General features: G+C 68.2%; 23 protein-coding genes, 1 pseudogene and 2 riboswitches. Of the genes and pseudogenes, 17 read left to right on the forward strand and 7 right to left on the reverse strand.

The features are described from left to right. Nucleotides 1-18 precede the first annotated feature (18 nt). The 5 genes from FVP33_RS06230 to FVP33_RS06250 are packed head-to-tail and all read left to right on the forward strand — an operon-like array spanning nucleotide 19 to nucleotide 6,297. Nucleotides 19-1,515, forward strand: a complete 1,497-nt coding sequence (locus FVP33_RS06230; protein WP_147782761.1) for a CoA-acylating methylmalonate-semialdehyde dehydrogenase — start codon at nucleotides 19-21, stop codon at nucleotides 1,513-1,515. Nucleotides 1,516-1,558: 43 nt separating this feature from the next. Then, nucleotides 1,559-2,482: a 5-deoxy-glucuronate isomerase gene (gene iolB / locus FVP33_RS06235; protein WP_147782762.1), complete on the forward strand. Its 924-nt coding sequence runs from the start codon at nucleotides 1,559-1,561 to the stop codon at nucleotides 2,480-2,482. After that, nucleotides 2,479-4,401 (forward strand): 3D-(3,5/4)-trihydroxycyclohexane-1,2-dione acylhydrolase (decyclizing), encoded by a 1,923-nt coding sequence (iolD, locus tag FVP33_RS06240; RefSeq protein WP_147782763.1) that lies wholly within the window; start codon nucleotides 2,479-2,481, stop codon nucleotides 4,399-4,401. Before iolB ends, iolD begins: the two co-directional genes overlap by 4 nt. A gap of 2 nt (nucleotides 4,402-4,403) precedes the next feature. After that, complete coding sequence (locus FVP33_RS06245; RefSeq protein WP_147782764.1) at nucleotides 4,404-5,405, forward strand: Gfo/Idh/MocA family protein; 1,002 nt, start codon at nucleotides 4,404-4,406, stop codon at nucleotides 5,403-5,405. A gap of 1 nt (nucleotide 5,406) precedes the next feature. Continuing rightward, the gene (locus FVP33_RS06250; protein WP_147782765.1) at nucleotides 5,407-6,297 is read left to right on the forward strand and encodes a TIM barrel protein; all 891 of its coding nucleotides are present in this window, start codon (nucleotides 5,407-5,409) and stop codon (nucleotides 6,295-6,297) included. 4 nt (nucleotides 6,298-6,301) lie between these two features. Here the strand turns inward: FVP33_RS06250 and FVP33_RS06255 are convergent, their stop codons facing one another. Beyond that, nucleotides 6,302-7,063 (reverse strand): GntR family transcriptional regulator, encoded by a 762-nt coding sequence (locus FVP33_RS06255; protein ID WP_281289368.1) that lies wholly within the window; start codon nucleotides 7,061-7,063, stop codon nucleotides 6,302-6,304. Nucleotides 7,064-7,164: 101 nt separating this feature from the next. After that, the gene (locus FVP33_RS06260) at nucleotides 7,165-7,788 is read right to left on the reverse strand and encodes an exonuclease domain-containing protein (RefSeq protein WP_147782766.1); all 624 of its coding nucleotides are present in this window, start codon (nucleotides 7,786-7,788) and stop codon (nucleotides 7,165-7,167) included. A gap of 155 nt (nucleotides 7,789-7,943) precedes the next feature. On the opposite strand from FVP33_RS06260, the gene FVP33_RS06265 reads away from it, so the two are divergent. The 3 genes from FVP33_RS06265 to FVP33_RS06275 all read left to right on the forward strand — a co-directional run bounded on the left by FVP33_RS06265 (nucleotide 7,944) and on the right by FVP33_RS06275 (nucleotide 11,378). Continuing rightward, the gene (locus FVP33_RS06265; protein WP_147782767.1) at nucleotides 7,944-8,348 is read left to right on the forward strand and encodes an SseB family protein; all 405 of its coding nucleotides are present in this window, start codon (nucleotides 7,944-7,946) and stop codon (nucleotides 8,346-8,348) included. A 25-nt stretch (nucleotides 8,349-8,373) separates the two neighbouring features. Next, complete coding sequence (gene ychF / locus FVP33_RS06270; RefSeq protein WP_147782768.1) at nucleotides 8,374-9,447, forward strand: redox-regulated ATPase YchF; 1,074 nt, start codon at nucleotides 8,374-8,376, stop codon at nucleotides 9,445-9,447. Between the two features lie 362 nt (nucleotides 9,448-9,809). Further along, on the forward strand, nucleotides 9,810-11,378 hold the full coding sequence (locus FVP33_RS06275) for an ABC-F family ATP-binding cassette domain-containing protein (protein WP_246142195.1): 1,569 nt from the start codon (nucleotides 9,810-9,812) through the stop codon (nucleotides 11,376-11,378). Between the two features lie 9 nt (nucleotides 11,379-11,387). Here FVP33_RS06275 and FVP33_RS06280 read toward each other — a convergent pair whose 3' ends face one another. Next, nucleotides 11,388-12,437 (reverse strand): hypothetical protein, encoded by a 1,050-nt coding sequence (locus FVP33_RS06280; RefSeq protein ID WP_222706637.1) that lies wholly within the window; start codon nucleotides 12,435-12,437, stop codon nucleotides 11,388-11,390. A gap of 184 nt (nucleotides 12,438-12,621) precedes the next feature. Then, a pseudogene (locus FVP33_RS06285) lies at nucleotides 12,622-12,741 on the reverse strand (LysR family transcriptional regulator); the annotation flags it as partial. A gap of 196 nt (nucleotides 12,742-12,937) precedes the next feature. Between FVP33_RS06285 and FVP33_RS06290 the strand changes: the two are divergent. The 6 genes from FVP33_RS06290 (at nucleotide 12,938) to FVP33_RS06315 (ending at nucleotide 18,337) form a co-directional block, all read left to right on the forward strand. After that, the gene (locus tag FVP33_RS06290) at nucleotides 12,938-13,558 is read left to right on the forward strand and encodes an LON peptidase substrate-binding domain-containing protein (RefSeq protein WP_147782770.1); all 621 of its coding nucleotides are present in this window, start codon (nucleotides 12,938-12,940) and stop codon (nucleotides 13,556-13,558) included. 165 nt (nucleotides 13,559-13,723) lie between these two features. Continuing rightward, on the forward strand, nucleotides 13,724-15,001 hold the full coding sequence (locus tag FVP33_RS06295) for an ABC transporter substrate-binding protein (RefSeq protein WP_147782771.1): 1,278 nt from the start codon (nucleotides 13,724-13,726) through the stop codon (nucleotides 14,999-15,001). Between the two features lie 121 nt (nucleotides 15,002-15,122). Further along, nucleotides 15,123-16,127 (forward strand): carbohydrate ABC transporter permease, encoded by a 1,005-nt coding sequence (locus FVP33_RS06300; protein WP_425460941.1) that lies wholly within the window; start codon nucleotides 15,123-15,125, stop codon nucleotides 16,125-16,127. Between the two features lie 86 nt (nucleotides 16,128-16,213). Beyond that, a complete protein-coding gene (locus FVP33_RS06305) occupies nucleotides 16,214-17,029 on the forward strand; it encodes a carbohydrate ABC transporter permease (RefSeq protein ID WP_147783200.1) in 816 nt (271 codons plus the stop codon). Nucleotides 17,030-17,035: 6 nt separating this feature from the next. Further along, nucleotides 17,036-17,275 carry a hypothetical protein gene (locus FVP33_RS06310; RefSeq protein ID WP_147782772.1) on the forward strand — a complete coding sequence of 80 codons (240 nt, stop codon included), beginning with the start codon at nucleotides 17,036-17,038 and terminating at the stop codon, nucleotides 17,273-17,275. An 18-nt stretch (nucleotides 17,276-17,293) separates the two neighbouring features. Next, on the forward strand, nucleotides 17,294-18,337 hold the full coding sequence (locus tag FVP33_RS06315; protein WP_147782773.1) for a LacI family DNA-binding transcriptional regulator: 1,044 nt from the start codon (nucleotides 17,294-17,296) through the stop codon (nucleotides 18,335-18,337). A gap of 24 nt (nucleotides 18,338-18,361) precedes the next feature. On the opposite strand, the gene ctlX is transcribed toward FVP33_RS06315, so the two are convergent. After that, nucleotides 18,362-19,414, reverse strand: a complete 1,053-nt coding sequence (ctlX, locus tag FVP33_RS06320; protein ID WP_246142197.1) for a citrulline utilization hydrolase CtlX — start codon at nucleotides 19,412-19,414, stop codon at nucleotides 18,362-18,364. A 38-nt stretch (nucleotides 19,415-19,452) separates the two neighbouring features. Further along, nucleotides 19,453-19,563, forward strand: a riboswitch (glycine riboswitch). After that, nucleotides 19,564-19,663, forward strand: a riboswitch (glycine riboswitch). A 30-nt stretch (nucleotides 19,664-19,693) separates the two neighbouring features. On the opposite strand from ctlX, the gene gcvT reads away from it, so the two are divergent. From gcvT to gcvP, 3 genes are all read left to right on the forward strand, one after another. Next, nucleotides 19,694-20,830, forward strand: a complete 1,137-nt coding sequence (gene gcvT / locus FVP33_RS06325) for a glycine cleavage system aminomethyltransferase GcvT (protein WP_147782774.1) — start codon at nucleotides 19,694-19,696, stop codon at nucleotides 20,828-20,830. Nucleotides 20,831-20,832: 2 nt separating this feature from the next. Next, on the forward strand, nucleotides 20,833-21,204 hold the full coding sequence (gene gcvH, locus FVP33_RS06330) for a glycine cleavage system protein GcvH (protein ID WP_147782775.1): 372 nt from the start codon (nucleotides 20,833-20,835) through the stop codon (nucleotides 21,202-21,204). Between the two features lie 86 nt (nucleotides 21,205-21,290). Next, on the forward strand, nucleotides 21,291-24,119 hold the full coding sequence (gene gcvP / locus FVP33_RS06335) for an aminomethyl-transferring glycine dehydrogenase (protein WP_222706657.1): 2,829 nt from the start codon (nucleotides 21,291-21,293) through the stop codon (nucleotides 24,117-24,119). Between the two features lie 165 nt (nucleotides 24,120-24,284). On the opposite strand, the gene FVP33_RS06340 is transcribed toward gcvP, so the two are convergent. Both FVP33_RS06340 and FVP33_RS06345 read right to left on the reverse strand, forming a co-directional pair. Beyond that, nucleotides 24,285-25,091, reverse strand: coding sequence for a CPBP family intramembrane glutamic endopeptidase (locus tag FVP33_RS06340; protein ID WP_147783202.1), 807 nt, complete (start codon nucleotides 25,089-25,091; stop codon nucleotides 24,285-24,287). Nucleotides 25,092-25,107: 16 nt separating this feature from the next. Further along, the gene (locus tag FVP33_RS06345; protein WP_246142198.1) at nucleotides 25,108-25,503 is read right to left on the reverse strand and encodes a thiol-disulfide oxidoreductase DCC family protein; all 396 of its coding nucleotides are present in this window, start codon (nucleotides 25,501-25,503) and stop codon (nucleotides 25,108-25,110) included. Nucleotides 25,504-25,773 lie beyond the last annotated feature (270 nt).

The raw sequence follows: 25,773 nt of genomic DNA on the forward strand, positions 1-25,773 counted from the left end.
CAAGAAAGAAGATCCAAAATGTCAGACCTCCCCGTTGTGCCGCACTGGATCGACGGCGCCGAGCGGGCGAGCACGTCCGGCCGCACCTCACCGGTCTTCGACCCCGCCCTCGGAGTGGAGACCAGGCACGTGGCCCTCGCCGACGCCGCCGAGATCGATGCGGCAGTCGCCTCCGCGAAGGCGGCCTTCCCGGCCTGGCGCGACCTGTCGATGACCAGGCGCCAGCAGGTGCTCTTCCGCTTCCGCGAACTGCTCAACGAACGCAAGGGCGACCTCGCCGAGATCCTCACCTCGGAGCACGGCAAGGTCGTCTCCGACGCGCTGGGCGAGATCACCCGCGGGCTCGAGGTCGTCGAGCTGGCCACCGGCCTGCCGCACCTGCTCAAGGGCGAGCACTCTGAGAACGTGTCGACCGGCGTCGACGTGTACTCCACGAAGTCCCCGCTCGGCGTCGTCGGCATCATCAGCCCGTTCAACTTTCCGGCCATGGTGCCGATGTGGTTCTTCCCGATCGCGATCGCGGCGGGCAACACCGTGGTGCTCAAGCCCTCGGAGAAGGACCCGTCGGCGGCCAACTGGCTCGCCGCGCTGTTCACGGAGGCCGGGCTGCCCAATGGCGTGTTCAACGTGCTGCACGGCGACAAGGTCGCGGTCGACGGCCTGCTCGAGCATCCGGACGTCAAGTCGATCTCCTTCGTCGGCTCCACCCCGATCGCCAAGTACATCTACGAGACGGCCGCCCGCCACGGCAAGCGGGTGCAGGCCCTCGGCGGGGCCAAGAACCACATGCTCGTGCTTCCGGATGCCGACCTCGACCTGACCGCGGATGCCGCGATCAACGCGGGCTTCGGTTCGGCCGGCGAACGCTGCATGGCGATCTCCGTCGTGGTGGCCGTGGAGCCCGTCGCGGACGACCTCATCGAGAAGATCACCGCCCGCATGGCGACGCTGAAGATCGGCGACGGTCGCCGCTCCTGCGACATGGGGCCGCTCGTCACCGAGGCGCACCGCGACAAGGTCGCGAGCTACCTCGACATCGCGGTGCAGGACGGCGCGACCGTCGTCGTCGACGGACGCGGAATCGAGGTGGACGGGGATGCGAACGGCTTCTGGCTCGGCCCGACCCTCATCGACAACGTGCCCGTCACATCCCGCGTCTACCTCGACGAGATCTTCGGGCCGGTGCTCTCGATCGTGCGGGTGAAGAGCTACGACGAGGGGGTGGCCCTCATCAACGCGAGCCAGTACGGCAACGGCACGGCGATCTTCACCAACGACGGCGGCGCGGCCCGCCGATTCCAGAACGAGATCGAGGTGGGCATGATCGGCATCAACGTGCCGATTCCCGTGCCGGTGGCGTACTACTCGTTCGGCGGGTTCAAGGACTCGGCGTTCGGCGACTCGAAGGCCTACGGGCTGCAGGGCTTCCACTTCTTCACCCGCGAGAAGGCGATCACGAGCCGCTGGCTCGACCCGAGCCACGGCGGAATCAACCTGGGCTTCCCCCAGAACTGACCTCGACACACTCACTCATTAGTCTCATCGTGGAGGTCATATCGTGACGCAGGAGTCCTGGTTCCATCCGCGCGGGACGCTCGCCGAGGACGGCTGGGAGACCGTCGTCGGCTCGGCCATCCACGGCTGGCACCACACCGGCCTGCGGGTCGCCGAGCTGGCGGAGGGCACCGAACGGGTGCTCGCCGCCGACCGGGTCGAGCGCCTGGTCATTCCGCTCTCCGGCTCGTTCACGGTGAGCTACGTGCCGCCAGGCGAACGGGGGGTCGACGTCGAGCACGTGCAGGAGTTGGCCGGGCGGGCATCGGTGTTCTCCGGGCCCACCGACACGCTCTACCTGCCGACGGGCACCGCGCTCCGGATCTCCGGGGCCGGTCGCGTGGCCGTGGCGGAGGCGCCAACGGTCGACCGCTTCCCGGTCGCCTACCTGCCCGCCGCCGCGGTCGCCGTGGAGCTGCGGGGCGCCGGGCGCTCCAGCCGCCAGGTGCACAACTTCGGCACGCCGGCCCAGCTCGACGCCGCTCGCCTCATCGTCTGCGAGGTGATCACGCCGGCGGAGAACTGGTCGAGCTACCCGCCGCACAAGCACGACGACTTCGTCTCCGGCGGCGAGTCCCGGCTCGAGGAGATCTACTACTTCGACAGCGCCGTCTCGCGCGGGCTCACCGCCCCGGACACCGCCGACCCGTTCGGGTTCATGCGCACCTACGCCTCGGATGACCGGGAGATCGACATCCTCGCCGAGGTTCGCCACGGCGACGTCGCCCTCGTGCCGCACGGTTGGCACGGACCGTGTGTGGCCGCCCCCGGCTACGACCTGTACTACCTCAACGTGATGGCCGGACCGGACCCGGACCGGGTGTGGCTGATCAGTGACGACCCGGCCCACGGCTGGATTCGAGACACCTGGGCCGGCCAACCGGTCGATCCGCGCCTTCCGTACACGCACCCCGAAGGGACCCCATGACCACCAGACGCATGACCGTCAGCCAGGCGCTGATCGAGTTCCTCGCCCACCAGTGGACGGTCGACGGCGACTACCGCGAACGCACAATCGCCGGCACCTTCGGCATCTTCGGCCACGGAAACGTCGCCGGAATCGGGCAGGCGCTGAAGCAGCTCTCCGCCGAGGACCCCGCCATCATGCCGTACCACCAGGCCCGCAACGAGCAGGCGATGGTGCACGAGTCGGTGGCGTACTCGCGCATGACGCGTCGACGTTCCACCTTCGCCTGCGCCGCATCCGTGGGTCCCGGCGCCTCGAACATGCTCACCGGGGCGGCCCTCGCCACGATCAACCGGCTGCCGGTGCTGTTGCTGCCCTCCGACACCTTCGCGACCCGGGTCTCCGACCCGGTGCTGCAGCAGCTCGAGCTGCCGCACGATGCGAGCATGAGCGTGAACGACGCGTTCAAGCCGCTCTCCCGCTTCTTCGACCGGGTGCAGCGCCCGGAGCAGCTGTTCTCCGCCGCGCTCGGCGCGATGCGGGTGCTCACCGACCCGATCGAGACCGGCGCGGTCACGATCGCGCTCCCCGAGGACGTGCAGGCCGAATCCCTCGACGTGCCGGACGAGTTCCTCGCCGACCGCGAGTGGCACCTGCGCCGACCGCGTCCGGACCGCGGGGTGATCGCCGACGTCGTGCGGGCGATCCGCGCTGCCGAACGCCCGCTCATCGTCGCGGGAGGCGGGGTGATCTACTCGGATGCCGCGGCCGCCCTCCGCGCGCTCGTCGAGTCCACCGGACTCCCCGTCGGCGTCTCCCAAGCCGGAGTCGGCTCGCTGTCCTGGGACCACCCGCAGTTCCTCGGCGCGGTCGGAGCCACCGGAACCACCACCGCAAACCGCGCGGCCGCGCAGGCCGACCTGATCATCGGCATCGGCACTCGCTACAGCGACTTCACCACGGCGAGCCGCACCGCCTTCCAGAATCCCCGCGTGCGATTCGTCAATATCAACATCGCCTCCTTCGACGCGTTCAAGCACGGCAGCGCCATTCCGGTGGTGGCCGACGCCCGCGAGGCCATCCTCGAGCTCACCGCGGCCCTTGCGGGCCACCGGGTCGCCGAGGCGTTCGAGGCGGACTACTCCCGCGAGAAGAGGGCCTGGGACGACGTGGTCGACGCGGCCTTCGAGCCGCGCGGCCTCGACCTGCCGAGCCAGACCGAGATCATCGGCGCCGTGCAGCGGGCCTCCGACCCCCGCGACGTGGTGGTCTGCGCCGCCGGCTCGCTGCCGGGAGACCTGCACAAGCTGTGGCGGGTGCGCGACGACCTCGGCTACCACGTGGAATACGGCTATTCCTGCATGGGCTACGAGATCGCCGGCGGCATCGGCGTGGCCAGGGCAGACACCACCCGCGACGCGATCGTGATGGTCGGCGACGGCTCCTACCTCATGATGCACACCGAGATCGTGTCGGCGGTGGCCGAGGGCATCAAGCTGATCATCGTGCTGATCCAGAACCACGGCTACGCCTCGATCGGACACCTCAGCGAGGACGTGGGGTCGCAGCGCTTCGGCACCCGCTACCGCTACCAGGACAAGGCGGGCAACAACTTCGACTCGGGAGGCATCCTGCCGATCGACCTCGCGGCCAACGCCGAGAGCCTGGGTATCCGGGTGATCCGCGTCGAACCGGGGGCGGGCGCCATCGCCGACCTCGCCGCGGCGGTCGCGACGGCCAAGGCCTCCGACCGCGCCACCCTCATCCACATCACCAGCGACCCGCTGCTCTATTCGCCGGACGGCGAGGGCTGGTGGGACGTGCCGGTGGCGGCGGAATCGACCCTCGAGAGCACCCGGGCGGCGCGCGCCGACTACCTCGAACACCGGAAGAACCAGAAGCCGCACCTCGGTGCCGGCGCCGTCGAAAGGAAAAGCTAGGAATGCGCTTTGCAATTCTCGGTGCCGGCAGGATCGGCATCGCCCACGTCAGCACGCTCATGGCCCAGACCGGGGTGAGCGAGCTGCTCGTCGCGGACCTGGACCCCGCCCGCGCCCGGACGGCGGCCGAATCGGTCGGTGCCGCGAGCCACGGCACGATCGACGACGCGTTCTCGTTCCGGCCGGACGGCATCGTGATCGCCGCTCCGACCCCCGCGCACGCCGAGTTGATCCTCCGCGCGGTGCGGGCGGGCATCCCCACCTTCTGCGAGAAGCCGCTGGCGGAGTCGCTCGCGTCGAGCGTCGCCGTGGTCGAGGAGGTCGAACGGCACGACGTGCCGGTGCAGATCGGATTCCAGCGACGCTTCGACGCCGGCTATCGCGCGGCGAAGCAGGCACTCGAGGCGGGCGACATCGGTGAGTTGCGGCGCCTGCACCTTCTCACCTGCGACCCGACACCCCCGCCGGCGGAGTACATTCCGCAGAGTGGCGGCATCTATCGGGATTGCCACATCCACGACTTCGACATCTTGCGCTGGGTCACCGGGCGCGAGGTCGTCTCGGTCTTCGCCACGGGAACCAATCGCGGAGCGGCCTTCTTCGGGGAGGCCGGCGACGTCGACGAGTCTGCGGCCCTGCTCACCCTCGACGACGGCACCCTGGCCACTCTCCAGGGCTCGCGGTACAACGGTGCGGGCTACGACGTGAGGATGGAACTCGCGGGCACGCTGGGCAACCGCTCGGTGGGACTGGATGACCGGGTGCCGCTCACGAGCGCCGAGCCGGGGGTCGGCTTTCCCGCTGGAACCCCCTGGCCGAACTTCCAGGAGCGGTTCGCCGCGGCGTATTCCGCGGAACTCGCCGCCTTCGTCTCGGTCGCCGCCGGGGAACGCCCGAGCCCGTGCACCCCGCGGGAGGCCCTGGAGGCGCTGTACATTGCGGAGGCGGCCACCCTCTCCCGAGCCGAGGGCCGCTCGGTGCGGCTCGACGAAGTGCGGGGCTGACATGGCGAAGCCGAACGGTCTCGCCGATCGCCTCGCCGCGGCACCGATCTCCTGGGGAGTGTGCGAGGTTCCCGGCTGGGGGCTGCAGCTTTCGCCGCAGCGGGTGCTCGCCGAGATGCGCGACCTCGGCGTCGCGGCCACCGAGTTCGGCCCAGACGGATTCCTGCCCGACGCGCCGGCGGAGAAGGCGAAGACCCTCGCCGGATTCGGGCTGCGTGCGGTGGGCGGGTTCGTTCCTGTCGTGCTGCACGACGCGTCGGTCGATCCGGTTCCGGGCATCGAGGCGCAGCTGGAGTCCTTCGTCGCGGCCGGCGCCGTGAGCCTCGTGCTCTCCGCGGACACCGGACGCATCGGCTACGACTCGCGTCCCACGCTCACCGAACGGCACTGGGACGTTCTCCTGGCCAACCTCGATCGGCTGGCCGTCGTGGCCGCGGAACGCGGAGTGGTCGCGTCCATCCATCCCCACGTCGGCACCCTGGTGGAATCGGCGGACGATGTCGCTCGCGTGCTCGAGGGCTCTCGCATCGGGCTCTGCCTCGACACCGGCCATCTGCTCATCGGCGGCACTGATCCCGTCGCCCTCGCCGCCGCCCAGGCGGCCCGGGTCAGTCACGTTCACCTCAAAGACGTCCGGGTCGGCATCGCCGACGGCGTGCGCCGGGGAGACCTGAGCTACACGGAGGCGGTGCGCGACGGCCTGTACACGCCGTTGGGAGCCGGGGACATCGACATCGCCACGATCGTGAGCTCGCTCGAGGCGGCCGGCTATAACGGCTACTACGTTCTTGAGCAGGACACCATCCTCACCGAGCTGCCGCAGCCCGGGCGTGGGCCGGTGGAGGATGTGCGGGAGAGCCTCGAATTCATCTCGAGCCTGACGTGGCCCTGATGGGCTACTTATCGACGAGGGTGACCTCGAAGGAGTAGAGGTCCGGCCGGTAGCAGTGGTGGCCGAATTCGACGGCGCGCCCCGAGTTGTCATAGGCCGTGCGGTCCATCGTGAGCAGGGCGGAGCCGCGGTCGATCTCGAGCAGGACGGCCTCTTCGACCGTGGCCTTGCGGGCACCGATGCGCTGTTTGGCGACGCGTATGGTCACCCCGCGCCCTCGCAGCACCTGGTACAGGCCGTGGTCCTTCAGTTCGTCGCTCGACACATCGAGGAAGTCGGCGGGAAGCCAGTTCTCGAGCACCGCGACCGGGACGTCGTCGGCCAGTCGCACGCGGCGAACGTGCAGAGTCGGATCTCCCTCCGCGACTGCGAGCTTTTCGGCGACGTTCGCGTCGGCCGGCACCACGTCGAGCGTCAGCACTCTGGTCGACGGCTTCTGGCCGCCCCCGACGAGGTCGTCGAAGAGACTCGTGAGTTCTACCCGCCTCGTCACCTGGCCATGAACCACCTGGGTGCCGATGCCGCGGCGGCGCACGAGCAGGCCCTTGTCGACGAGTTCCTGGATGGCGCGCCGGATGGTGGGGCGGCTCAGGCCGAGACGCTCGCCGAGGGCGACCTCGTTCTCCAGCCGGGATCCGGCCGGGAGGTCGCCGCCCAGGATCGCCCTCTCGATGCGCTGCGCGATCTGGAAGTAGAGCGGCATCGGGCCGGAACGCTCGAGGTCCATGAAGAGATCAGCGGGCAGGCTATGTTCCTTCTGGGTCACGCGGCATCCATTCGGTGGGGTTACCTGTGGCGAACTTTGATAACTTGTTATGACATTATCAGTTCGGACGTCGACAGCCCGGTCAGCGATGGTCGGCGCGCTCAGCCGATCGCCATCGGACGTCGATCCGCGGCCACCGCGCCGGCAGCCTCCGCCTCCGGCCCGATCGCCCCGATGCGCGAGCCGGTCGCCAGGGCGAGCTCCTCGATGGTCGAGGCGTCGTGGCGGCGGGCGGCGTGCACGATGATCGCGGCGCAGGCCTCGGAGTCGGCCAGGGCGTCGTGGTGCGCGAAGTCCTCGAAACCGGCCGCCATCGCGGCCACCGGCAGGCGGTACGACTCGAGGTTGTAGGTCTTGCGGGCGACCTGCAGGCTGCACAGGTAGCGGAACTCCGGCACCTCGATGAAGCTCGCCCGGCACGCCCCCGCGATCACGCCCATGTCGAAGCCGGCATTGTGGGCCACGAGGTGGTCGCCCTCCGCGAAGGCGACCAGGTCGGGGAGTTGCTCGCTCCAGAGCAGGGCGTCCACCACATCCGGGGCCATGATGCCGTGGATGCGGGTGTTCCACTCGTTGAACTGGTCGTGCCCGAGCGGCGGCTTGATCAGCCAGCCGGCCTTGTCCACGACGATGCCGTCGCGAACCTTGACGAGACCCACCGAACACGCTGACGCGCTCGACGAGTTGGCGGTTTCGAAGTCGATCGCGGTGAAGTTCAGTGCCATCCCGGCATAGTCTCACGCGCGACCGACGGTGGCCCGCACGACCCGCGCGCGTCGCCGGAGTCGGCGGGGCGATCCGCGCCCGGCGTGCCGCGCGATGGCGCGCGCCTCGATCACCAGCCGTTCCGAGCCGCCGGGAAGAAACCTAGGATTGGCGAATGGACGAGGTGCGGGAGGCGACAGAGCTCGAGCGGATGATCGTCCTCGCCCAGGCGGACCGGGCCACGGGCGAGGCGGTGCTGCGGGTATTCGCCGACAGTCGAGTGGTGATCCCGAGCGGAACCCCGGTCTCCACCAATCTCGGCCAGCTGCAGCCCCTGCTCTTCGACAACAACGGCGCATCGATGCTCGCCGCCTTCACCCATGCCGACCAGATCGGCGACTTCGCCGAACTCGCGGCCTTCTCGCTCACCATCACCGGCCGGCTGCTGCTCGTGGCGATGCCGCCGGGGGCCGGTCTGGTGCTCAACCCGAGCCGGTCGATCGGCCTGGAACTGCCGCCCGAGGCGATCCGGCTCTTCGTGCGGGACATCCTGGAGCAGGCGAGCGCAGCCGAGGAGTAGTGTCTGGCCGGTACGCTTGACCCCCGTGGCTCTCACTATTGCAATCGTCGGTCTGCCCAATGTCGGCAAGTCCACCCTCTTCAACGCGCTCACCAAGAACCAGGTGCTCGCGGCGAACTACCCGTTCGCCACGATCGAGCCCAACGTCGGCGTCGTGAACCTTCCGGATCCCCGGCTCGACAAGCTCGCGGAGATCTTCGGCAGCGAGCGCATCCTGCCGGCGCCCGTCTCCTTCGTCGACATCGCCGGCATCGTCAAGGGCGCCTCCGTGGGGGAGGGGCTCGGCAACAAGTTCCTCGCCAACATCCGCGAGGCCGACGCGATCGCCCAGGTGATCCGGGGATTCGCCGACCCGGATGTCGTGCACGTCGACGGCAAGGTCGACGCGGCATCCGACATGGAGACCATCAACACCGAGCTGATCCTCGCCGACCTGCAGACACTGGAGAAGGCAATCCCTCGCTACGAGAAAGAGGTCAAGACCAAGCGCACCGAGCCCGCCGTGCTCGCCGCCGCCCTCGAGGCTCAGAAGTTCCTCGACTCCGGCAAGCCGCTCTCGTCGTCCACGATCGACGTCTCGCTCATCCAGGAGCTCGGCCTGCTCACCACCAAGCCCTTCATCTACGTCTTCAACGTGGACGAGGACATCCTCGGCGACGCAGACAAGCTCGCGGCCCTCGCGGCCCTCGTCGCCCCGGCCAAGGCGATCTTCCTCGATGCCAAACTCGAGTCCGAGCTCATCGACCTGTCTCCGGAGGACGCCGCGGAACTCCTCGCCTCCACCGGCCAGACCGAGAGCGGCCTCGACCAGCTCGCCCGCATCGGCTTCGACACCCTCGGCCTTCAGACCTACCTCACCGCCGGACCCAAGGAGACGCGGGCCTGGACCATCCCGAAGGGCGCGAAGGCCCCGCAGGCGGCGGGCGTCATCCACACCGACTTCGAGAAGGGCTTCATCAAGGCGGAGGTGATCGGCTTCCAGGACCTCGTCGACACCGGGTCGATCGCCGAGGCGCGCGCCAAGGGCAAGGCCCGCATCGAGGGCAAGGAATACGTCATGCAGGACGGCGACGTCGTGGAGTTCAGGTTCAACAACTGAGCCCCACCCTTCTTCCCGCCCTACTTCCCACTCAACCGTCACCAAGTGCTGGGTTGAGCGATCCAGCCAGCAGTTACTGACGGATGAGCGGGGCGGGGACAGCAGGCCGCCCAGCCAGCACCCGTCGGAGGATGCCCGCCGTGGGCACTGCTCATTGACGGCCGGACCCACTCGGCCGTCACTAAGTGCTGAGTTCAGCCGCCCAGCCAGCAGTTAGTGACGGCTGAGTGGGCGGGACCCGGGAGGTCGGCGCCGAGAGGGCCCAGCGCGACAACATCCGCCGCCCTGTAACGTGGTGGGGTTCCGCCGACCCTGGCTAAGCACATCTCCCCACAGAAACGGTTGGCATGAGCCTCATCCGCTTGAACGACGTAAACCTGTCCTTCGAGAAGACGCCAGTGCTGCGTGAGGCCTTCTTCCGCCTCGAGTCGAACGACCGGGTCGGGCTGATCGGCCGCAATGGATCCGGCAAGTCGTCTCTCCTGAAGCTCGCCCTCGAGCAACTGCATCCGGATTCCGGAACGGTCACGATCGAGTCGGGGCTGAAGCTCGGCTATTTCTCCCAGTTCTCCGAGCTCGACGGCAGCCAGACCATCACCGAGGTGCTCGACGGGTTGTTCGTCGAGATCCATGCAGTGCACGCCGAGCTGGCAGAGATCGACGCGACGATCGCGGCCGACCCGACAGCCGACCTCGACGGCCCGATTCACCGCCAGTCGGAGCTGTTCGAGCAGATGGAGCGCCTCGACGGCTGGGACTACCAGCGTCGCATCGACACCGCCCTGACCACGCTCGGGTTCACCGAGGAGCACCGCACCTGCGCCATCGACGACCTCTCCGGCGGATGGCGCAACCGGGCCGCGCTCGCGAAGATCCTGCTCGAGGAGCCAGACGTCCTGCTGCTCGACGAGCCGACCAACTACCTCGATGTGGCCGGGGTGGAGTGGCTGGAGTCGTGGTTCAAGTCGTTCCGCGGCGCGGCCATCATCGTCTCGCACGATCGGCGCTTCCTGGATGTGGTGGTGACCCGCATCATCGAGCTGGAGAACTTCCACCTGCACGAGTACCCGGGCGATTTCGGGGAGTACGTGATCCAGAAGCAGTTTCGGCTGAAGACGCTCGAGGCACAGTTCACTCACGAGAATGAGCTGCTCGCGTTCGAGGCGGAGGGCATCGCCGACCGCCGGGAGGCCGCGAAGAACGCGAGCAAGTCGCTCGGAAAGCAGCTCTCCGGCATCAAGAAGTCCCGAGCCCCGCGCCCGGTCGATGAGATCATCACCGAGATCTACGGCGGCCTGCACGTCAAGGACGTGCTCTGCCGCGTCGAGGGCCTCGCCAAGTCCTACGGCGACCGCGTCTTCTTCGACGACCTCACGCTCGAGATTCGGCGCGGCAACCGCATCGTCGTGCTCGGCTCCAACGGCTCCGGGAAGAGCACGCTGCTGCGGGTGCTTCTGGGGGAGGAGAAGGCCGATCGCGGCAGGGTCGACTGGGCGGGGGGTGCCAAGGTCGTCTCCTACAACCGCGTGCTCGAGGAGCTCGACCTCGAAGACACCGTCACCCACGCCGTCAACGCCATGCCGGACAGCCTGGCGCTGCGGGCCACGCGCAAGTCGGTCGGGCGGTTCCTGGCCATGTTCCAGTTCTCCGAGGCCGACCTCAAGCAGCGCATCGGCGACCTGTCCGGTGGGCAGCGCGCCAGAGTCGCGATGGCCCAGTGTCTGCTCTCCGGTGCCTCGGTACTGCTGCTCGACGAGCCGACCAACCATCTCGACCTGGCGAGCACCCAGGTGATGGAGCGCGCCCTGATCCACTTCCCCGGGGCCGTCGTGGTGGTCAGCCACGATCGATTCTTCACCGACAAGATCGCCAACCGGCACCTGGTCTTCGACGCGGCGACCCCGGGGGAGATCGACGTGCGGGCCGCCTGACCCGCCGACTCAGGATGCCGGATGCGTGAACGGGATCCGCTCGAAGGTGAGCGGTGCCGGTGAGCCCTTCGTCGTGGCGCTCACCTTGAGCCAGTCCTTCGCGTTCGACGAGCCGTCGACGGTGACGCGGGTCAGGTTCTTTGCCGCGACCGCCTGGCCGTAGAACGGCAACCACGAGGAGCCGGCCGCCAGCGGGTGGTCTTCATTGAAGACGTGGCTGTCGCCGTTGATCAGGTACACCGGTCCGTCGAAGGCGTTCGACTGCTCGATGAGGGACTGCACGAGCGGCGCATATGCCCCGAAGTCCGCCTGGGACGGACTGGCCACCGTCGGGTCGAACATGTCGGCCTGGGTCATCACGACGACGGCCCGGTCGTGGTGCTTGCGCGCCTCGCGGAAGGTGTCCGTGAGCTCGCGGATGTCGCCCTGCGTGCGCTGCTGCACCTCGGCGAGCTGCTCAGCGGTGGGCGCCGTCTGGCCGAGCCCGGCCCAGGGCAGCATGGAGTTGTCGCTGCCCGGGATGTTGACCGCAGTGATGGCGATGCCGTGTTTGCGGAAGCTGACGTTCTCCGGCAGGCCGCTGCTCGCCTGAGAGTCGACCTTCATCGGGGCGCCGAGGGTGACGCCCGGCTTCGGGGAGAAGACCTTCCGAACGGCGGCCAGGCGCTCGAGCGGGTTGTACGCCCCATTGTTCGCGCGGTGGCAGTCTGTCCACTCGTTGTCGCCCGGGGTGTAGACGAGGGGGAGCGTGAACGTGTCGAAGTTCTTGCGGATGGCGGCGAAGTAGTCGTCGGAGCACACCGACGAGCCGTTCTTGATGTCGCCGACATGCCCCACGAAGCTGAGCTCCGTGTGGGCGTTGATGTCCTGGATGTAGGAGGGGAAGGCCGCGATCTCCGCCGCACCGTACGGCACGTCGCCGATCACGCCGAAGCTGAACTTGCCGCCGCTGCCGTTGCCGCCGTCATCGGTTCCGTGCGCCAGCGCCGGCGTGGCCAGCGCGGTTGCCAGCAGCAGCGCGGTCGCGGCGATTGCCGCCATCTTCTTCATCGAACGCATTCGATCCTCCTCCGTCGTGGTCCGCCAACGACGCTACGAGGCGAATCTGACCAGCCGGGGTCGTGCGGATGAATTCTCGGTGTTCCGGGTCGTCAGATGCGCAGGCACGACCGTCTTTCTTCCGGAACGCGCTGCCGTGCGACGCGCCCAACCGGGCGGCCCGCAATTGCGGATGCGGCGGGCGTTAGCGGGACTGGCGGCGCTTGCCCGGCCGGGGCTGGCCCTTGACGGCAGGCGCCCGCCCCTTGCCCTTGGAGGCCTTGGCCTTGCCCCCGGCCTTCGGAGCGGGGGGCTTCGGCGGCCGAGAGTCGGCCGGATCGATCGGCGGCTCGTCGGTCATGCGCGGCCCTTCGTCCAGTCCACGAGGATCGTGGTCGAACTCACAGGCTACGCCGTCGCCTCCGCGATTTCGGACCCCCGAACCGTGGGAGAGACGATTACCGACGAGAACTCCGGGCGCGGCCCTTGGCGGGGGCCCTCCGGCGTGGTTCGCTGGGGTCATGACCGACCTGCCGATGTTCCCGCTCGGATCCGTTCTGTTCCCGTACATGCCCCTGAAGCTCCGGGTGTTCGAGGAGCGTTACCTCGTGATGCTCTCCCGCATCCTCGTCAATGAGCCAGCCGAATTCGGCGTCGTTCTGATCGAGCGCGGCCAGGAGGTCGGCGGCGGAGAGCAGCGTTTTCCCCTCGGCACGGTGGCGCAGGTCACCGAGCTGGAGGCGACGGAGGAGGGCTTCATCGGGGTGGTCGCCCAGGGCGATCGCCGCATCGAGGTGGTGGAGTGGATGCCGGAAGACCCGCATCCCCAGGCGGTCGTGCGGGAGCTCGACACCTTGGCCTGGGACGACTCGCTGCTGCCGCTGCTCGGCCGCGCCGAGCGCACCGTGCGCAGCACCCTCGCGCTCGCGAGCGAGTTCACCGATCAGGCCTGGCCAGCCAACGTCGAACTATCCGACGACCCGGTCGCGAAGGCCTGGCAGCTTGCCGGGATCGCCCCGCTCGGTGCCCTCGACCAGGTCACCCTGCTGAGGTCGCCGACCATGGAGGGGCTCCTCGGCTCGATCATCGACCTGACGGCAGCGGCGGACGAGTCGCTCCGGGCCGCCTGGCCGGACGACTGAGCCGGCGGATCGTCTCCGGCGCACGAGCCGGTACCGCGGCTCTCGCTCGGGCGACGTAACATCCGCTGATCCACCCTTCGCAACCGGTTGCATTTCGGCCCCCATCGGGGTTACATTGGCCGGGCATCAGGCAAGATCCCACTGCAGCCTCAACGAGGAGGAAACATGAAAAAGTTTCGCCTAGTGTCCGCGGCCGGAATCGCGGTCATCGGGCTTGCCCTGGCCGGCTGCTCGAGCGGAAGCCCGAGCGGCGGTTCGAGCGGCGGCCCGGCAGGCGCGAATCTCGATAGTCACGGGCCGATCACCTATGTGCAGGGCAAGGACAACAGCAATGTCGTGCGGCCCCTCGTCGACAAGTGGAACGCGGCGCATCCCACCGAGAAGGTCACATTCAAGGAGCAATCCGACCAGGCCGACCAGCAGCACGATGACCTCGTGCAGCACTTCCAGGCCAAGGATCCCAACTACGACGTCGTGGACGTCGACGTGGTCTGGACCGCGGAGTTCGCGGCCAAGGGCTGGCTGACCCCTCTCACCGGCAAGATGAAGCTCGACACGACCGGCCTCTTCCCCTCGGCAGTGAAGACAGCCACCTATAACAAGACGCTCTTCGCGGCGCCGCAGACCTCCGACGGCGGCATGCTCTACTACCGCACCGACCTGGTGAAGACCCCGCCGAAGACGTGGGACGAGATGATGTCGATGTGCAGCATCGCCAAGAGCGCAGGCATCGCCTGCTACGCGGGACAGTTCGCCAAGTATGAGGGCCTCACGGTCAACGCCTCGGAGGCGATCAACGGAGCGGGTGGATCGGTGCTCGCCGCCGACGGGGTCACCCCGACCCTGACCTCGGCCGACGCCGTCAAGGGGCTCAGCCTCCTCGCCGACGCGTTCAAGAACGGCAACATCCCGGCGGAGGCAATCACCTACCAGGAGGAGCAGGGCCGAATCGCGTTCGAGAGCGGCAAGCTGATGTTCCTGCGCAACTGGCCGTACGTGTACGGTCTGGCGAAGTCCGATGGCAGTTCGGTCGTGAAGGACACCTTCGCGGTCGCTCCGCTCCCCGGCCTCACCGGCACCGGCGCCTCGACCCTGGGCGGGCACAACGCGGCCATCAGCGTGTACTCGAAGCACAAGGCGACGGCGCGTGACTTCCTCACCTTCCTGGAGAGTGCCGAGACCCAGAAGTTCTTCGCGACCCAGGGTTCGCTTGCCCCGGTGCGCACGAGCCTCTACGACGATGCCGACCTCATCGCTAAGCTTCCGTATTTGCCGACCCTGAAGGAGTCGATCCTCAACGCGATCCCGCGCCCGGTGAGTCCCTTCTACCCGGCGGTCACGAAGGCGATCGAGGACAACGCATACTCGGCCCTCAAGGGGGACAAGAGCGTGAAGCAGGCGCTTACGGATATGCAGGCCGCCATCAAAGCGGCAACGTCCTAACCAGATCAGTGCTGATGCCCGAGCCGGAGGGATCGAACGGTCTCTCCGGCTCGGCACACCGCACCCAACGCACACCAGGCAAGGAGGCCACGTGTCCGCTGTTACCGAGGTTCCGTCGAAACTGTCTCCCCCACCCGGCCGCGCGGGTGGTCGGAAGCGCGGCGGCCTGAACGAAGCCCACGGCCGTTGGGCGAGCTACCTGATCACCCCGTCGCTGGTCATCCTGGGGGTCGTCATCGGTTATCCGGTTGTCAGCGCGATCATCATGTCGTTCCAGAAGGACGCCGGCCTCGACAAGGCGACCGGCCTCTTCGTCGCCGGCGGTTTCGCCGGGTTCTCGAACTACGCGCACTGGCTCCTGCAGCAGTGCGTCTCGACCACCGGGGTCACGTCGGCGTGCCCACCGGGCAACCTCGGCGCGCAGTTCTGGAACGCCTTCGGTACGACGTTCTTCTTCACCGCCGTGACCGTGGTGCTCGAGACCGTGATCGGCATGTGGATGGCGCTCATCATGAATCGGGCCTTTCGAGGACGCGGGCTCGTGCGCGCGGCGATCCTCGTGCCGTGGGCCATCCCCACGGCCGTGACCGCGAAGCTCTGGTACTTCATCTTCGCGTTCAACGGCATCCTCAACAGCGTGCTCGGGGCGAAGATCCTCTGGACGAGTGACGAGTGGGCCGCGAAATTCGCGATCATCATCGCCGACACCTGGAAGACGACCCCGTTCATGGCGCTCCTGATTCTCGCCGGTCTCCAGCTCATCCCCGAGGAGGTCTACGAGGCCGGGGTGATGGACGGCGCATCGACGGTGCAGCGGTTCTTCCAATTGACCCTCCCGCTCGTGCGGCCGGCGCTCATGGTGGCAATCCTGTTCCGAGTTCTCGACGCCCTCCGCATGTTCGACCTTCCTCAGATCCTCACCGGGGGCGGTGGTGGCACCGGTAATGCCACGACGACCCTCTCGATCCTGGTCGTCGATCAGATCAGACAGGGGTTCAATAGCGCGTCGGCACTGTCGACCATCACGTTCCTCGTCATCTTCATCGTCGCCTTCCTGTTCGTGAGGTTCCTCGGAGCAAACGTCGTCCAGACCCAGGCGAACCAGCAGAAGGGCGTGCTCAAGTGACAATCGCAGCCGAACGCTCACACACCGCCGATCGGGATCGCGCGGGTGTCGCCACCCGCGCGCGCACTCGCAAGTCGAGCGCACCGATGGTGCGAACCGTCATCAGCGCGCTTGTCATCGTGCTCTGGTGTATCGCGCCGTTCTATTGGATGATCGTGACCGCCTTTCGCGATGTCGGGTTCACCTACGACACGACCCCGTGGCCGACCCACGTCACCCTCGCGAACTTTGAGACGGCGTTCTCGACGGCGCTCGGTAACCACCTTGGGCAGGCGATGCTCAACAGCCTCTTCATCGGGGCGACGGTCACCGTCGTCGCACTGCTGTTCGGGATCTCAGCGGCCTATGCTCTCGCGAGGCTCGAATTCAAGGGCAAGGGGATTATCTCCGGAGCGATCCTCGCGGCCTCGATGTTCCCGGGCGTCGCCCTCATTACGCCGCTGTTCCAGCTCTTCACCAACATCGGCTGGATGGGCACCTACCAGGCCCTCATCATTCCGAGCATCTCGTTCGCCCTCCCGCTCACCGTGTACACGCTCACATCGTTCCTCCGGGAGATGCCGTGGGACCTCGAGGAGGCGGCCAGGATCGACGGGTGCACCCGGGTGCAGGCCTTTCGTCGAGTGATCATGCCGCTCGCGGCGCCGGCGGTGTTCACCACCGCGATCCTCGCGTTCATTTCGTCCTGGAACGAGTACCTCATCTCGAGCCAGCTTTCGAGCGACGCGACCCAGCCGGTCACGGTGGCCATCGCCGGGTTCGCCGGCAGCCAGCCCCATGTCGAGCCGTACACCGCGATCATGGCGGCGGGCACGATCGTGACGGTTCCGCTGGTGATCCTCGTGCTCATCTTCCAGCGCAGGATCGTCGCCGGCCTCACGGCCGGCGGGGTGAAGGGCTAGCGACCGATGGCGCTGAAGGCACCGACGCGCCCGACCTACCCGGTCGACCTGGCGATCGGGTTCGTCGGATTCTTCGCGATCATGTTCTTCATCATCACGGTGGTGAGCGAGATAACCGACCAACCGGCGCTCACCTGGGCGCTCGTGCTGCTCGTGCTCGTGATCGTCCTTGCGGTGCTAGTCCGAAGGCGATCGCGCATCCTGCGCCGAGTGAAGGAGACGGCACCCGATCGGGACCGAGTCTGATGGGATAACTTGGGGATTGTGACTGGCATCCAGGAAATTGCCCGCGCGACCGGACTCTCCAAATCGACGGTCTCCCGCGCGCTCCGCGGGCTGCCAAGCGTTTCTGAGACGACGACACGGTCGGTGCAGCGGACCGCCGAACGGCTCGGCTACATCCCCTCGTCGTCGGCCGCAGGGCTGGCGACCGGCCGGACGCGCGCGATCGGCGTGCTCGTTCCCGTGATCGACCGCTGGTTCTACGTGAAGGTGCTCGAGGGCATCGACGCCCAGCTGCGCGCGGCGGGCTATGACCTCATCCTCTACAACCTCGGCGGCCGGGGAGGAGACCGGGAGCGGGTCTTCCACCGGTCCATCTTGCGCAAGCGCGTCGACGCGCTCGTCGTGCTCTGCCTCGTCTTCGACCCGGGCGAACGCGAACAGCTTCAGGCGATGGAATACCCCGTGATCGTCGTCGGCGGCCCCGGTCCCGGGGTGCGGCACATGGGCATCGACGATCGCAAGGCCGGGTTCGCCGCGACGAGCCACCTCATAGAACTCGGCCATACGGCCATCGCCCACATCGGCGGAGAGGACGAATCTGGGCTCAACGCCGCTGTGCCGCTCGAGCGGCGGGAGGGGTTCATCGCGGCGCTTGCGGCGGCACGCATCGAGGCCCGCGATGAATGGATTGTCAACGGCGGGTTCGTGTTCGAAGGCGGCTATCGTGCGATGAAAGAGCTGCTCTCGAAGCCGGGACCGCGGCCGACCGCGGTCTTCGCGGCATCGGACGAGATGGCCTTCGGCGCCCTGGCAGCGATCGCGCAGGAGGGGCTCTCGGTTCCCGGCGACATCTCGGTGATCGGAGTGGACGGTCACCAGAACGGCGAGGTGCTCGGCCTGACGACGATCAGGCAGAACCCCTACCAGCAGGGGGTCGACGCGACACGCGTGCTGCTCGCCGAACTGGAGGGTCGGGGCCACACCGAATCCTTCGAGCCCGCCCCCTTCGATCTCGTCCGTCGCCGTTCGACGGGGGCGCCCCGGCCGCTCGACCCGGAGGACTCGCTCGACCGGGTGCGCTGAATCGCGTTGGCCCGTCCCCGGCGGTCAGTCGCGCGGGCGGGCAGTGCGGCGACCGAGGTGGATGCCGGCCAGCATGCAGCGCACGGAACCTCCGGCGAGCTCGATGGTCGGCACGTCGAGGGGAACTATCGACGCCGAGCGCTCGATCACCGCCACCTGGCGGCTCGTCAGGCTCGCAAGCGCCCGGGTCGACAGTGCGAGGATCAAGCCGTGCGAGCCCTCGAGTTCGAGCGCGTTCCCGGCGAACTCGCTGACCTGCTCCCTGGTCAGGGGGATGAGGTCGCGGCCCGAGTCGCTCAACCGGTCCTCGATCTCCGCGCGTCGCACCTCGTCCACGACCAGGTCGAAACCGGCCATCGCGAACCGGGTTCCGATGCACATGAGCACGTTCGTGTGATAGATCGGCCGGCCGGCGTCATCCAGCGCGTCGAAGGCGATCGGCTCGAAGTTGAAGTGGGTGCAGAACCGCTCGAGCGCCACGGGATCCGCACGGTTCGAACGGCAGACGTACGCCACGCGGTCGAGGTGATCGAGCACCATCGCTCCCGTGCCCTCGAGGAACAGTCCGTCCTGCTCGAGCCCGGAGTAGTCGATCACATCCTGCACGCGGTATTCGCGCTTGAGCATCTCGATGATGTCCCATCGGCGCTCCAGCCGACGGTTCGGCGACCACATCGGGTACACGGCCACGTGCCCCCCGGCGTGCGTGGAGAACCAGTTGTTGGGGAACACCGAGTCGGGGGTGAGCCCCGTGCTCAGGTCGTCGAAGAGGTGCACCTCCACGCCGTGACCGGTGAGCACCTCGTGCACGCGGGTGACCTCCGCGTACGCGGCCCTGGCCATCTCGCCCGGCTCGGCGTCGATGCGGGCCGACTGGAAGGCATTGTCGGCCGCGGTCTGCTGGTTCACCGAGAACGCCCGCGGGCGGATCGCCACGACGGAACGAGGCGCCTGTGGCGAGTATGGCTGAGCGACTCGATCCGAGCCCGGCAGAGCGGTGATGGCGTTTCCCTTCGACGGTGCTCTCGCATCGTAGACCCCAGGCTGGGCGGCGGCCGTGTGCCGTGGCGCTGCCAAGCCGGTAGGCTGGCCCCACAATCGAATATCGGGCCGCTCAACGCGATGCGGGAGAGCCGGGGCACCAGTCGAACGCCGACTGCGGAACCCGGCACCGAAGGAGCAATTCTCCCCACCAATCTCTCAGGTACGTGTACCGCATCGAACAGGCCACTCTGAAAAGCAGGACTCAACGTCGACTCCTCGCCCACGGTGAAAGTCGGTCCATCGGGCCGGTGAAGCTCTCAGGCCTATGACAGAGGGGGAGTTCTTGGCAATCCGACCACGCTGGAGAACTCTGTGACCGATAGCACCCCGACCGAAAAGTACAGCCCGCTCCACCAGATCCACGTGGATGCCGGAGCGAGTTTCACCGATTTCGCCGGCTGGCAGATGCCGGTGCGTTACTCCAGCGACCTCGCCGAACATCACGCGGTGCGCACCGTGGCCGGGCTCTTCGACCTCTCCCACATGGCGGAGATCATCGTGACGGGACCGGGCGCCGCCGCCGCGCTCGACTATGCGCTCGCCGGCAAGATCTCGGCGATCGGGGTCGGCCAGGCCAAGTACTCCCTGCTGCTCACCCCGGACGGCGGGATCGTCGACGACGTCGTCGTCTACCGCACCCACCCGGAGCGGTTCGCCGTCGTCGCCAATGCCTCCAACCGCTTCCCGGCCGCGGCGGCACTGGCCGCGCGGGCCTCCGGATTCGACGCGACCGTCGTCGACGAGAGCGACGAGATCGCCCTCATCGCCGTGCAGGGGCCGCAGGCCCTGGCCATTGTGGAGTCGCTGACGCGGGTCGACGGTGGGCTCGTGCTGCCCGTCGCCCCTGGCGACCTCAAGTACTACTGGAGCACGCTCGGCAGCTACCTCGGCGAGGAGGCCATGGTCGGCCGCACGGGCTACACGGGCGAGGACGGCTTCGAAATCTACGTGAGCAACGACCGGGCCGCACGGCTCTGGAACGACCTCGTGGCGGCCGGTACCGACCGGGGCCTCGTGCCGGCCGGACTCGCGAGCCGCGACACCCTGCGCCTCGAGGCCGGCATGCCGCTCTACGGTCACGAGCTTTCGTTGCACACCTTCCCGGTGCAGGCCGGGCTCGGCCGCGTCGTGAACCTCAAGAAGGAGGGCAACTTCGTGGGCCGCGCCGCCGTCGAGGCCGGGCCACCGGAGGGCGCACGGATGCTCGTGGGCCTCCGCGCGGAGGGCAAGCGGGCGGGCCGGGCCGACTACCTCGTCTACTCGGGGGACACCGAGGTCGGCGTGATCACGAGCGGGGCGCTCAGCCCCACCCTCGGCTATCCCATCGCGATGGCCTACGTCGACCCGGGCGTCACCGAGCCGGGAACTCCACTCTTCATCGATGTGCGCGGGACTCGCATCCCGGCCACCGTCGTCCCACTCCCCTTCTACAAGAGAGAGGCCAAATAACCATGGCTGACCACGATTCACTGAGTTTCACCGCCGAGCACGAATGGGTGCGGGTGGATGGCGACATCGCCACCGTCGGCATCACCGCCTACGCGGCCGAGAAGCTGGGCGACGTCGTCTTCGTCGAGCTCCCGGCGGTCGGCTCGCCGGTCGCGAGCGGCACGGTCGTCGGCGAGATCGAGTCCACCAAGTCGGTCGGCGAGCTCTTCGCGCCGGTGAACGGCACCGTCACCGAGACGAACGATGCAGTGGTGGCGAGCCCCGAGCTCGTCAACAGCGACCCGTTCGGAGAGGGCTGGCTGATCAAGGTGGCCTTCACCGAGCTGCCCACGTTGTTGACGCGGGCCGAGTACACGGCGCTGGTGGGAGAGTAGTGGATTTGTTGGACGACGCCGTTTCCCTCCCCACCGGCGCTTTCGCCGAGCGCCACATCGGCACCGACGACGCCGCGCAGGCGACGATGCTCGCCGCGATCGGCTACGAGACCGTCGACGACCTCGTCGGCGCCGCCGTGCCGGCCTCGATCCACGTCGACGGCTTCCGGGCGGCGAGCGAGAGCGTGCTGCCGCCGGCCGCGACTGAACGGGAGGCCCTCGCCGAGCTGCGCGGACTCGCCCGGCTCAACACCGTCAACCGGTCGATGATCGGGCTCGGCTACTACGACACGATCACCCCGGCCGTGATCAAGCGCAATGTCTTCGAGAACCCGAGCTGGTACACGGCGTACACGCCATACCAGCCGGAGATCTCGCAGGGTCGTCTCGAGGCGCTGATCAACTTCCAGACCATGATCACGGACCTCACCGGCCTGCACACCGCCAACGCGTCGATGCTCGACGAGGGCACCGCTGTCGTCGAGGGGATGATGCTCGCGCGCCGCGCCAGCAAGGTGGAGCCGCGCCTCTTCATCGTCGACGCGGACACCCTGCCGCAGACGCGGGCGCTCTTGGCCAACCGGGCCGCGGCGGTCGGGATCACCCTCGTCGACCTCGACCTAACCACCATCGAAGCGGACGAACTGCCCGAGGCCTTCGGGGTCTTCGTGCAGTACCCTGGCGCATCCGGTCGCGTGTGGGACCCCTCCGCCGTTCTCGCGACGGTCAAGGAGCGCGGCGGCCTCGCCGTCGTCGCCGCCGACCTGCTCGCCCTCACCCTCATCGCCTCGCCCGCGGAGCTTGGAGCGGACGTCGCCGTCGGGTCCAGCCAGCGCTTCGGGGTTCCGATGGGCTTCGGCGGGCCGCACGCGGGCTATATGGCCGTGCGCGCCGGGCTCGAACGCCAGCTGCCCGGCCGGCTCGTCGGCGTCTCGCAGGACGCGGCAGGGCATCCGGCCTACCGCCTCTCGCTGCAGGTGCGCGAGCAGCACATCCGCCGCGACAAGGCCACCTCCAACATTTGCACCGCCCAGGTGCTGCTCGCCGTGATGGCCTCGATGTACGCCGTCTATCACGGCCCGCAGGGCCTCACCCAGATCGCGACCCGAGTCACGAGGCTCGCCCGGGTGCTCGCCCGCGCCGCCACGGAGGCGGGGCACACCCTCGTCACGGCCAACTACTTCGACACCCTGCGGCTGCATACCAAGACGGATGCCGCGGCCCTCGTCGAACGCGCGCACGAGGCCGGCTATCTCATCCACCTCGCGGACGCCGATCACGTGCAGCTGTCGGTGGACGAGACCACCACCATGGACGACATCCGTGCGATCGCCGAGATCCTCGGCGAGGAACTCGCGGACGACTCGGTGCCGTTGGAGACCGGCACCTGGATCCCGGCGGAGCTGCGGCGCGCGAGCGACTTCCTCACCCATCCGGTGTTCAACACGCACCGGTCGGAGACGTCGATGATGCGCTACCTCAAGCACCTCGCCGACTACGACTACGCCCTCGACCGCGGCATGATCCCGCTCGGCTCGTGCACCATGAAGCTCAACGCCGCCACGGAGATGGAGGCGGTGAGCTGGCCGGAGTTCGCGGGTCTCCACCCCTTCGCGCCCGAGGCGGACGTGGAGGGCTACCTGCAGCTGATCGAGCAGCTCCAGTCCTGGCTCGCCGACGTCACCGGTTATCACTCGGTGTCGCTGCAGCCCAACGCGGGCAGCCAGGGCGAGCTTTCGGGACTGCTCGCGATTCGCGGCTATCACCTCTCCCGCGGCGACGCCGGCCGCACCGTGTGTCTCATCCCGCAGAGCGCCCACGGCACGAACGCGGCGTCGGCGGTGCTCGCCGGGATGCGCGTGGTGGTGGTCGCCTGCGACGAGCTCGGCAACGTCGACCTCGACGACCTGCGCGCCAAGATCGAGGCGCACTCGGCGGAACTCGCCGGACTCATGATCACCTACCCGTCGACGCACGGCGTCTACGAGCACGAGGTCGGGTCCATCTGCAAGGCGGTGCATGACGCGGGCGGCCAGGTCTACGTCGACGGCGCCAACCTCAACGCGCTGCTCGGCTTCGCCCGCTTCGGCGATTTCGGGGGCGACGTCTCGCACCTCAACCTGCACAAGACGTTCTGCATCCCGCACGGCGGCGGCGGCCCGGGGGTCGGACCCGTCGCGGCGAAGGCGCACCTCGCGCCGTTCCTGCCCGGGCATCCGATGGCGCAGCGCGACACGATCGCCGGCCGGAGCGCGGAGCAGCTGCCCGAGTACGCCAACATCGTCAGCGCGGCCCCGTTCGGCTCGCCGAGCATCCTGCCGATCAGCTGGGCCTACGTGCGCATGATGGGCGCCGACGGGCTGAAGCGGGCCACCGGGGCAGCGGTGCTCGCCGCCAACTACGTCGCGGTTCGGCTGCGCGACCACTACCCGGTGCTCTACTCCGGCGACAACGGGCTCGTCGCGCACGAGTGCATCCTCGACCTGCGACCGCTCACCGAGTCGACCGGTGTGACCGTGGACGACGTGGCCAAGCGCCTCATCGACTACGGGTTCCACGCCCCGACGATGTCGTTCCCGGTAGCCGGCACCCTCATGGTCGAGCCGACCGAGAGCGAGGACCTCGCCGAGATCGATCGGTTCATCGACGCGATGATCGCGATCAAGGCGGAGGCGGATGCCGTGAAGGCCGGCGAATGGCCGGCGGACGACAACCCGCTGCACCACGCACCGCACACGGCGCAATCCGTGATCGAGGGGGAGTGGACCCACGCCTACTCGCGGGAGCAGGCCGTGTACCCGGTGCGCACCCTCATCCGCAACAAGTACTGGCCGCCGGTGCGTCGCATCGACAACGCGTTCGGCGACCGCAACCTGGTCTGCGCCTGCCCGCCACCGGAGGCGTTCGCCGACTGACCCAGCGCCCTCGCGCCCGCGCCCCGCGCCCCGCGCCTTCTCGCTCTTGTTCCCGTTTGTCGCAACTGTGCCGGATCGCCCCGGCACCGGCGTGACAAACGGGAACAATCGCGGGCGGGTAGCGCGCGGGCGCCGCGGACGCGGGTAGCGCGGGCGGCCGGCGGCCTACTTGCCCGGCAGGCCGAACAGGCCGGGGAAGGCGGATGCCGCCCATGGGTACCCGACGAAGATCGCGGTGTCGATCACGAAGTGGGCGATCACGAGCGGGAGCACGCGGCCGTAGCGCGTGTACAGCCAGCCGAACAGCGCACCCATCGCGAAGTTGCCCACGAACGCGCCGAAGCCCTGGTAGAGGTGGTAGCCCCCGCGGAGGGCGGCGGCGGTGAGGATCATCGACCACGGGCGCCAGCCGAGGTCGCGCAGCCGGGCGAACAGGTAGCCGATCACGATGACCTCCTCCTGCAGCCCGGCGCGCAGTGCGCTGAGCACGAGGATGGGCACCGTCCACCAATAGGTGTCGAGCGGCGATGGACTCACCGTGAGGTTGATTCCCATCGCCTTGCTGCCCAGGTAGACGAAGATGCCGGGGATACCGATCGCGAGGGCGAGTCCGAGGCCGACGAGGGCGTCGCGGCCCGGCCGGCGCAGGTCGACCCCGAGGCGCCCGAGGTGGGGGCGTGCGGCCCGCCAGAGCAGGAATCCCACGAGAACCACCGGCACGAGGTCGAAGAAGATGGCCAGGAACTGGTAGATGAGGTCGAACAGCGGGCGGTCGCTGAGCGCGGCGTTGAGCGACCGCACCTGCCGGGAGAGCGGTGTGCTGCGGGTGAGGCTGTCGGCGATCGACACGATCGAGTAGGCGGCGGATGCCCCGAGCGAGAGCCCGAGAACGAGCCAGACCTCGGCGACGATCCGTTTCCGTGGCGGCACCTCGTCTGGCGAGCCCAGGAGGGGGAACTGCCCGGGGGACAGCCGGAACGGCCTCACGTCACCGCTTGACCGCGCAGGCGGGGGTACCGCCCGGCAGCAGGTTCCGGTAACGGGCGACCAGGGAGTACCCGAGCGCCCCGGCCCAGGAGAACGGGGGAGTGGCCAGCAGCCAGCCGACGAGACGCAACCCGGGGTCTGGCTGGTGCCTGAGCAGCGCGGAGAACGCGAGGTGCCCACCGTACTGGTGGGTGGGCGTCACGAGCCACACCCGGGCGGACGCCTCGTCGGTGCTCAACCCGAGCGCGTCGAGATCCGCCCACTGGTAGGGAACGCTCGAGGGCATCGCCGGGAGGGTGCGCTCGAGGTAGCGAACGGATGTCGTGCAGAAGCCGCAATCGCCGTCGAAGATCAGGAGGGCATTCTTGGTGGAGTTCGACAAGGAGGCCCGGGACACGCCTCCGATGCTACCCCGATGTTTCCGCCGCTTTATCCCCGGACCCGCCGCACATCCGCAATAAAATTGTGAATCAGGCCGTATCGACGCACCAAATCTCGATCTAGCGCAACATTCCCTTGCGACTGTTACCACTGTGTAACGTTTACCCATACAGTTTGGCGGGGAGACCACGCCCTACTTATGGTTCTTCTATCTAGCGCGGCAGAACGCTAGGAAATCGTGCTGCCGTCGCTCATCTTGCACAGGAGGAAAATTGAAAATCAAACG

The organism is Lacisediminihabitans profunda (assembly GCF_008040105.1).
Taxonomy (GTDB): Bacteria; Actinomycetota; Actinomycetes; order Actinomycetales; family Microbacteriaceae; genus Lacisediminihabitans; species Lacisediminihabitans profunda.

What these genes read in the sequence shown, in the direction of transcription:
- FVP33_RS06280 (WP_222706637.1), bottom strand. Translation starts at nt 12,437, where the DNA reads ATGCGTTCGATGAAGAAGATGGCGGCAATCGCCGCGACCGCGCTGCTG.
- FVP33_RS06265 (WP_147782767.1), top strand. Translation starts at nt 7,944, where the DNA reads ATGGACGAGGTGCGGGAGGCGACAGAGCTCGAGCGGATGATCGTCCTC.
- FVP33_RS06250 (WP_147782765.1), top strand. Translation starts at nt 5,407, where the DNA reads ATGGCGAAGCCGAACGGTCTCGCCGATCGCCTCGCCGCGGCACCGATC.
- FVP33_RS06310 (WP_147782772.1), top strand. Translation starts at nt 17,036, where the DNA reads ATGGCGCTGAAGGCACCGACGCGCCCGACCTACCCGGTCGACCTGGCG.
- FVP33_RS06245 (WP_147782764.1), top strand. Translation starts at nt 4,404, where the DNA reads ATGCGCTTTGCAATTCTCGGTGCCGGCAGGATCGGCATCGCCCACGTC.
- gcvH (WP_147782775.1), top strand. Translation starts at nt 20,833, where the DNA reads ATGGCTGACCACGATTCACTGAGTTTCACCGCCGAGCACGAATGGGTG.
- gcvP (WP_222706657.1), top strand. Translation starts at nt 21,291, where the DNA reads ATGCTCGCCGCGATCGGCTACGAGACCGTCGACGACCTCGTCGGCGCC.
- FVP33_RS06295 (WP_147782771.1), top strand. Translation starts at nt 13,724, where the DNA reads ATGAAAAAGTTTCGCCTAGTGTCCGCGGCCGGAATCGCGGTCATCGGG.
- FVP33_RS06230 (WP_147782761.1), top strand. Translation starts at nt 19, where the DNA reads ATGTCAGACCTCCCCGTTGTGCCGCACTGGATCGACGGCGCCGAGCGG.
- iolD (WP_147782763.1), top strand. Translation starts at nt 2,479, where the DNA reads ATGACCACCAGACGCATGACCGTCAGCCAGGCGCTGATCGAGTTCCTC.
- FVP33_RS06290 (WP_147782770.1), top strand. Translation starts at nt 12,938, where the DNA reads ATGACCGACCTGCCGATGTTCCCGCTCGGATCCGTTCTGTTCCCGTAC.
- FVP33_RS06305 (WP_147783200.1), top strand. Translation starts at nt 16,214, where the DNA reads ATGGTGCGAACCGTCATCAGCGCGCTTGTCATCGTGCTCTGGTGTATC.
- FVP33_RS06260 (WP_147782766.1), bottom strand. Translation starts at nt 7,788, where the DNA reads ATGGCACTGAACTTCACCGCGATCGACTTCGAAACCGCCAACTCGTCG.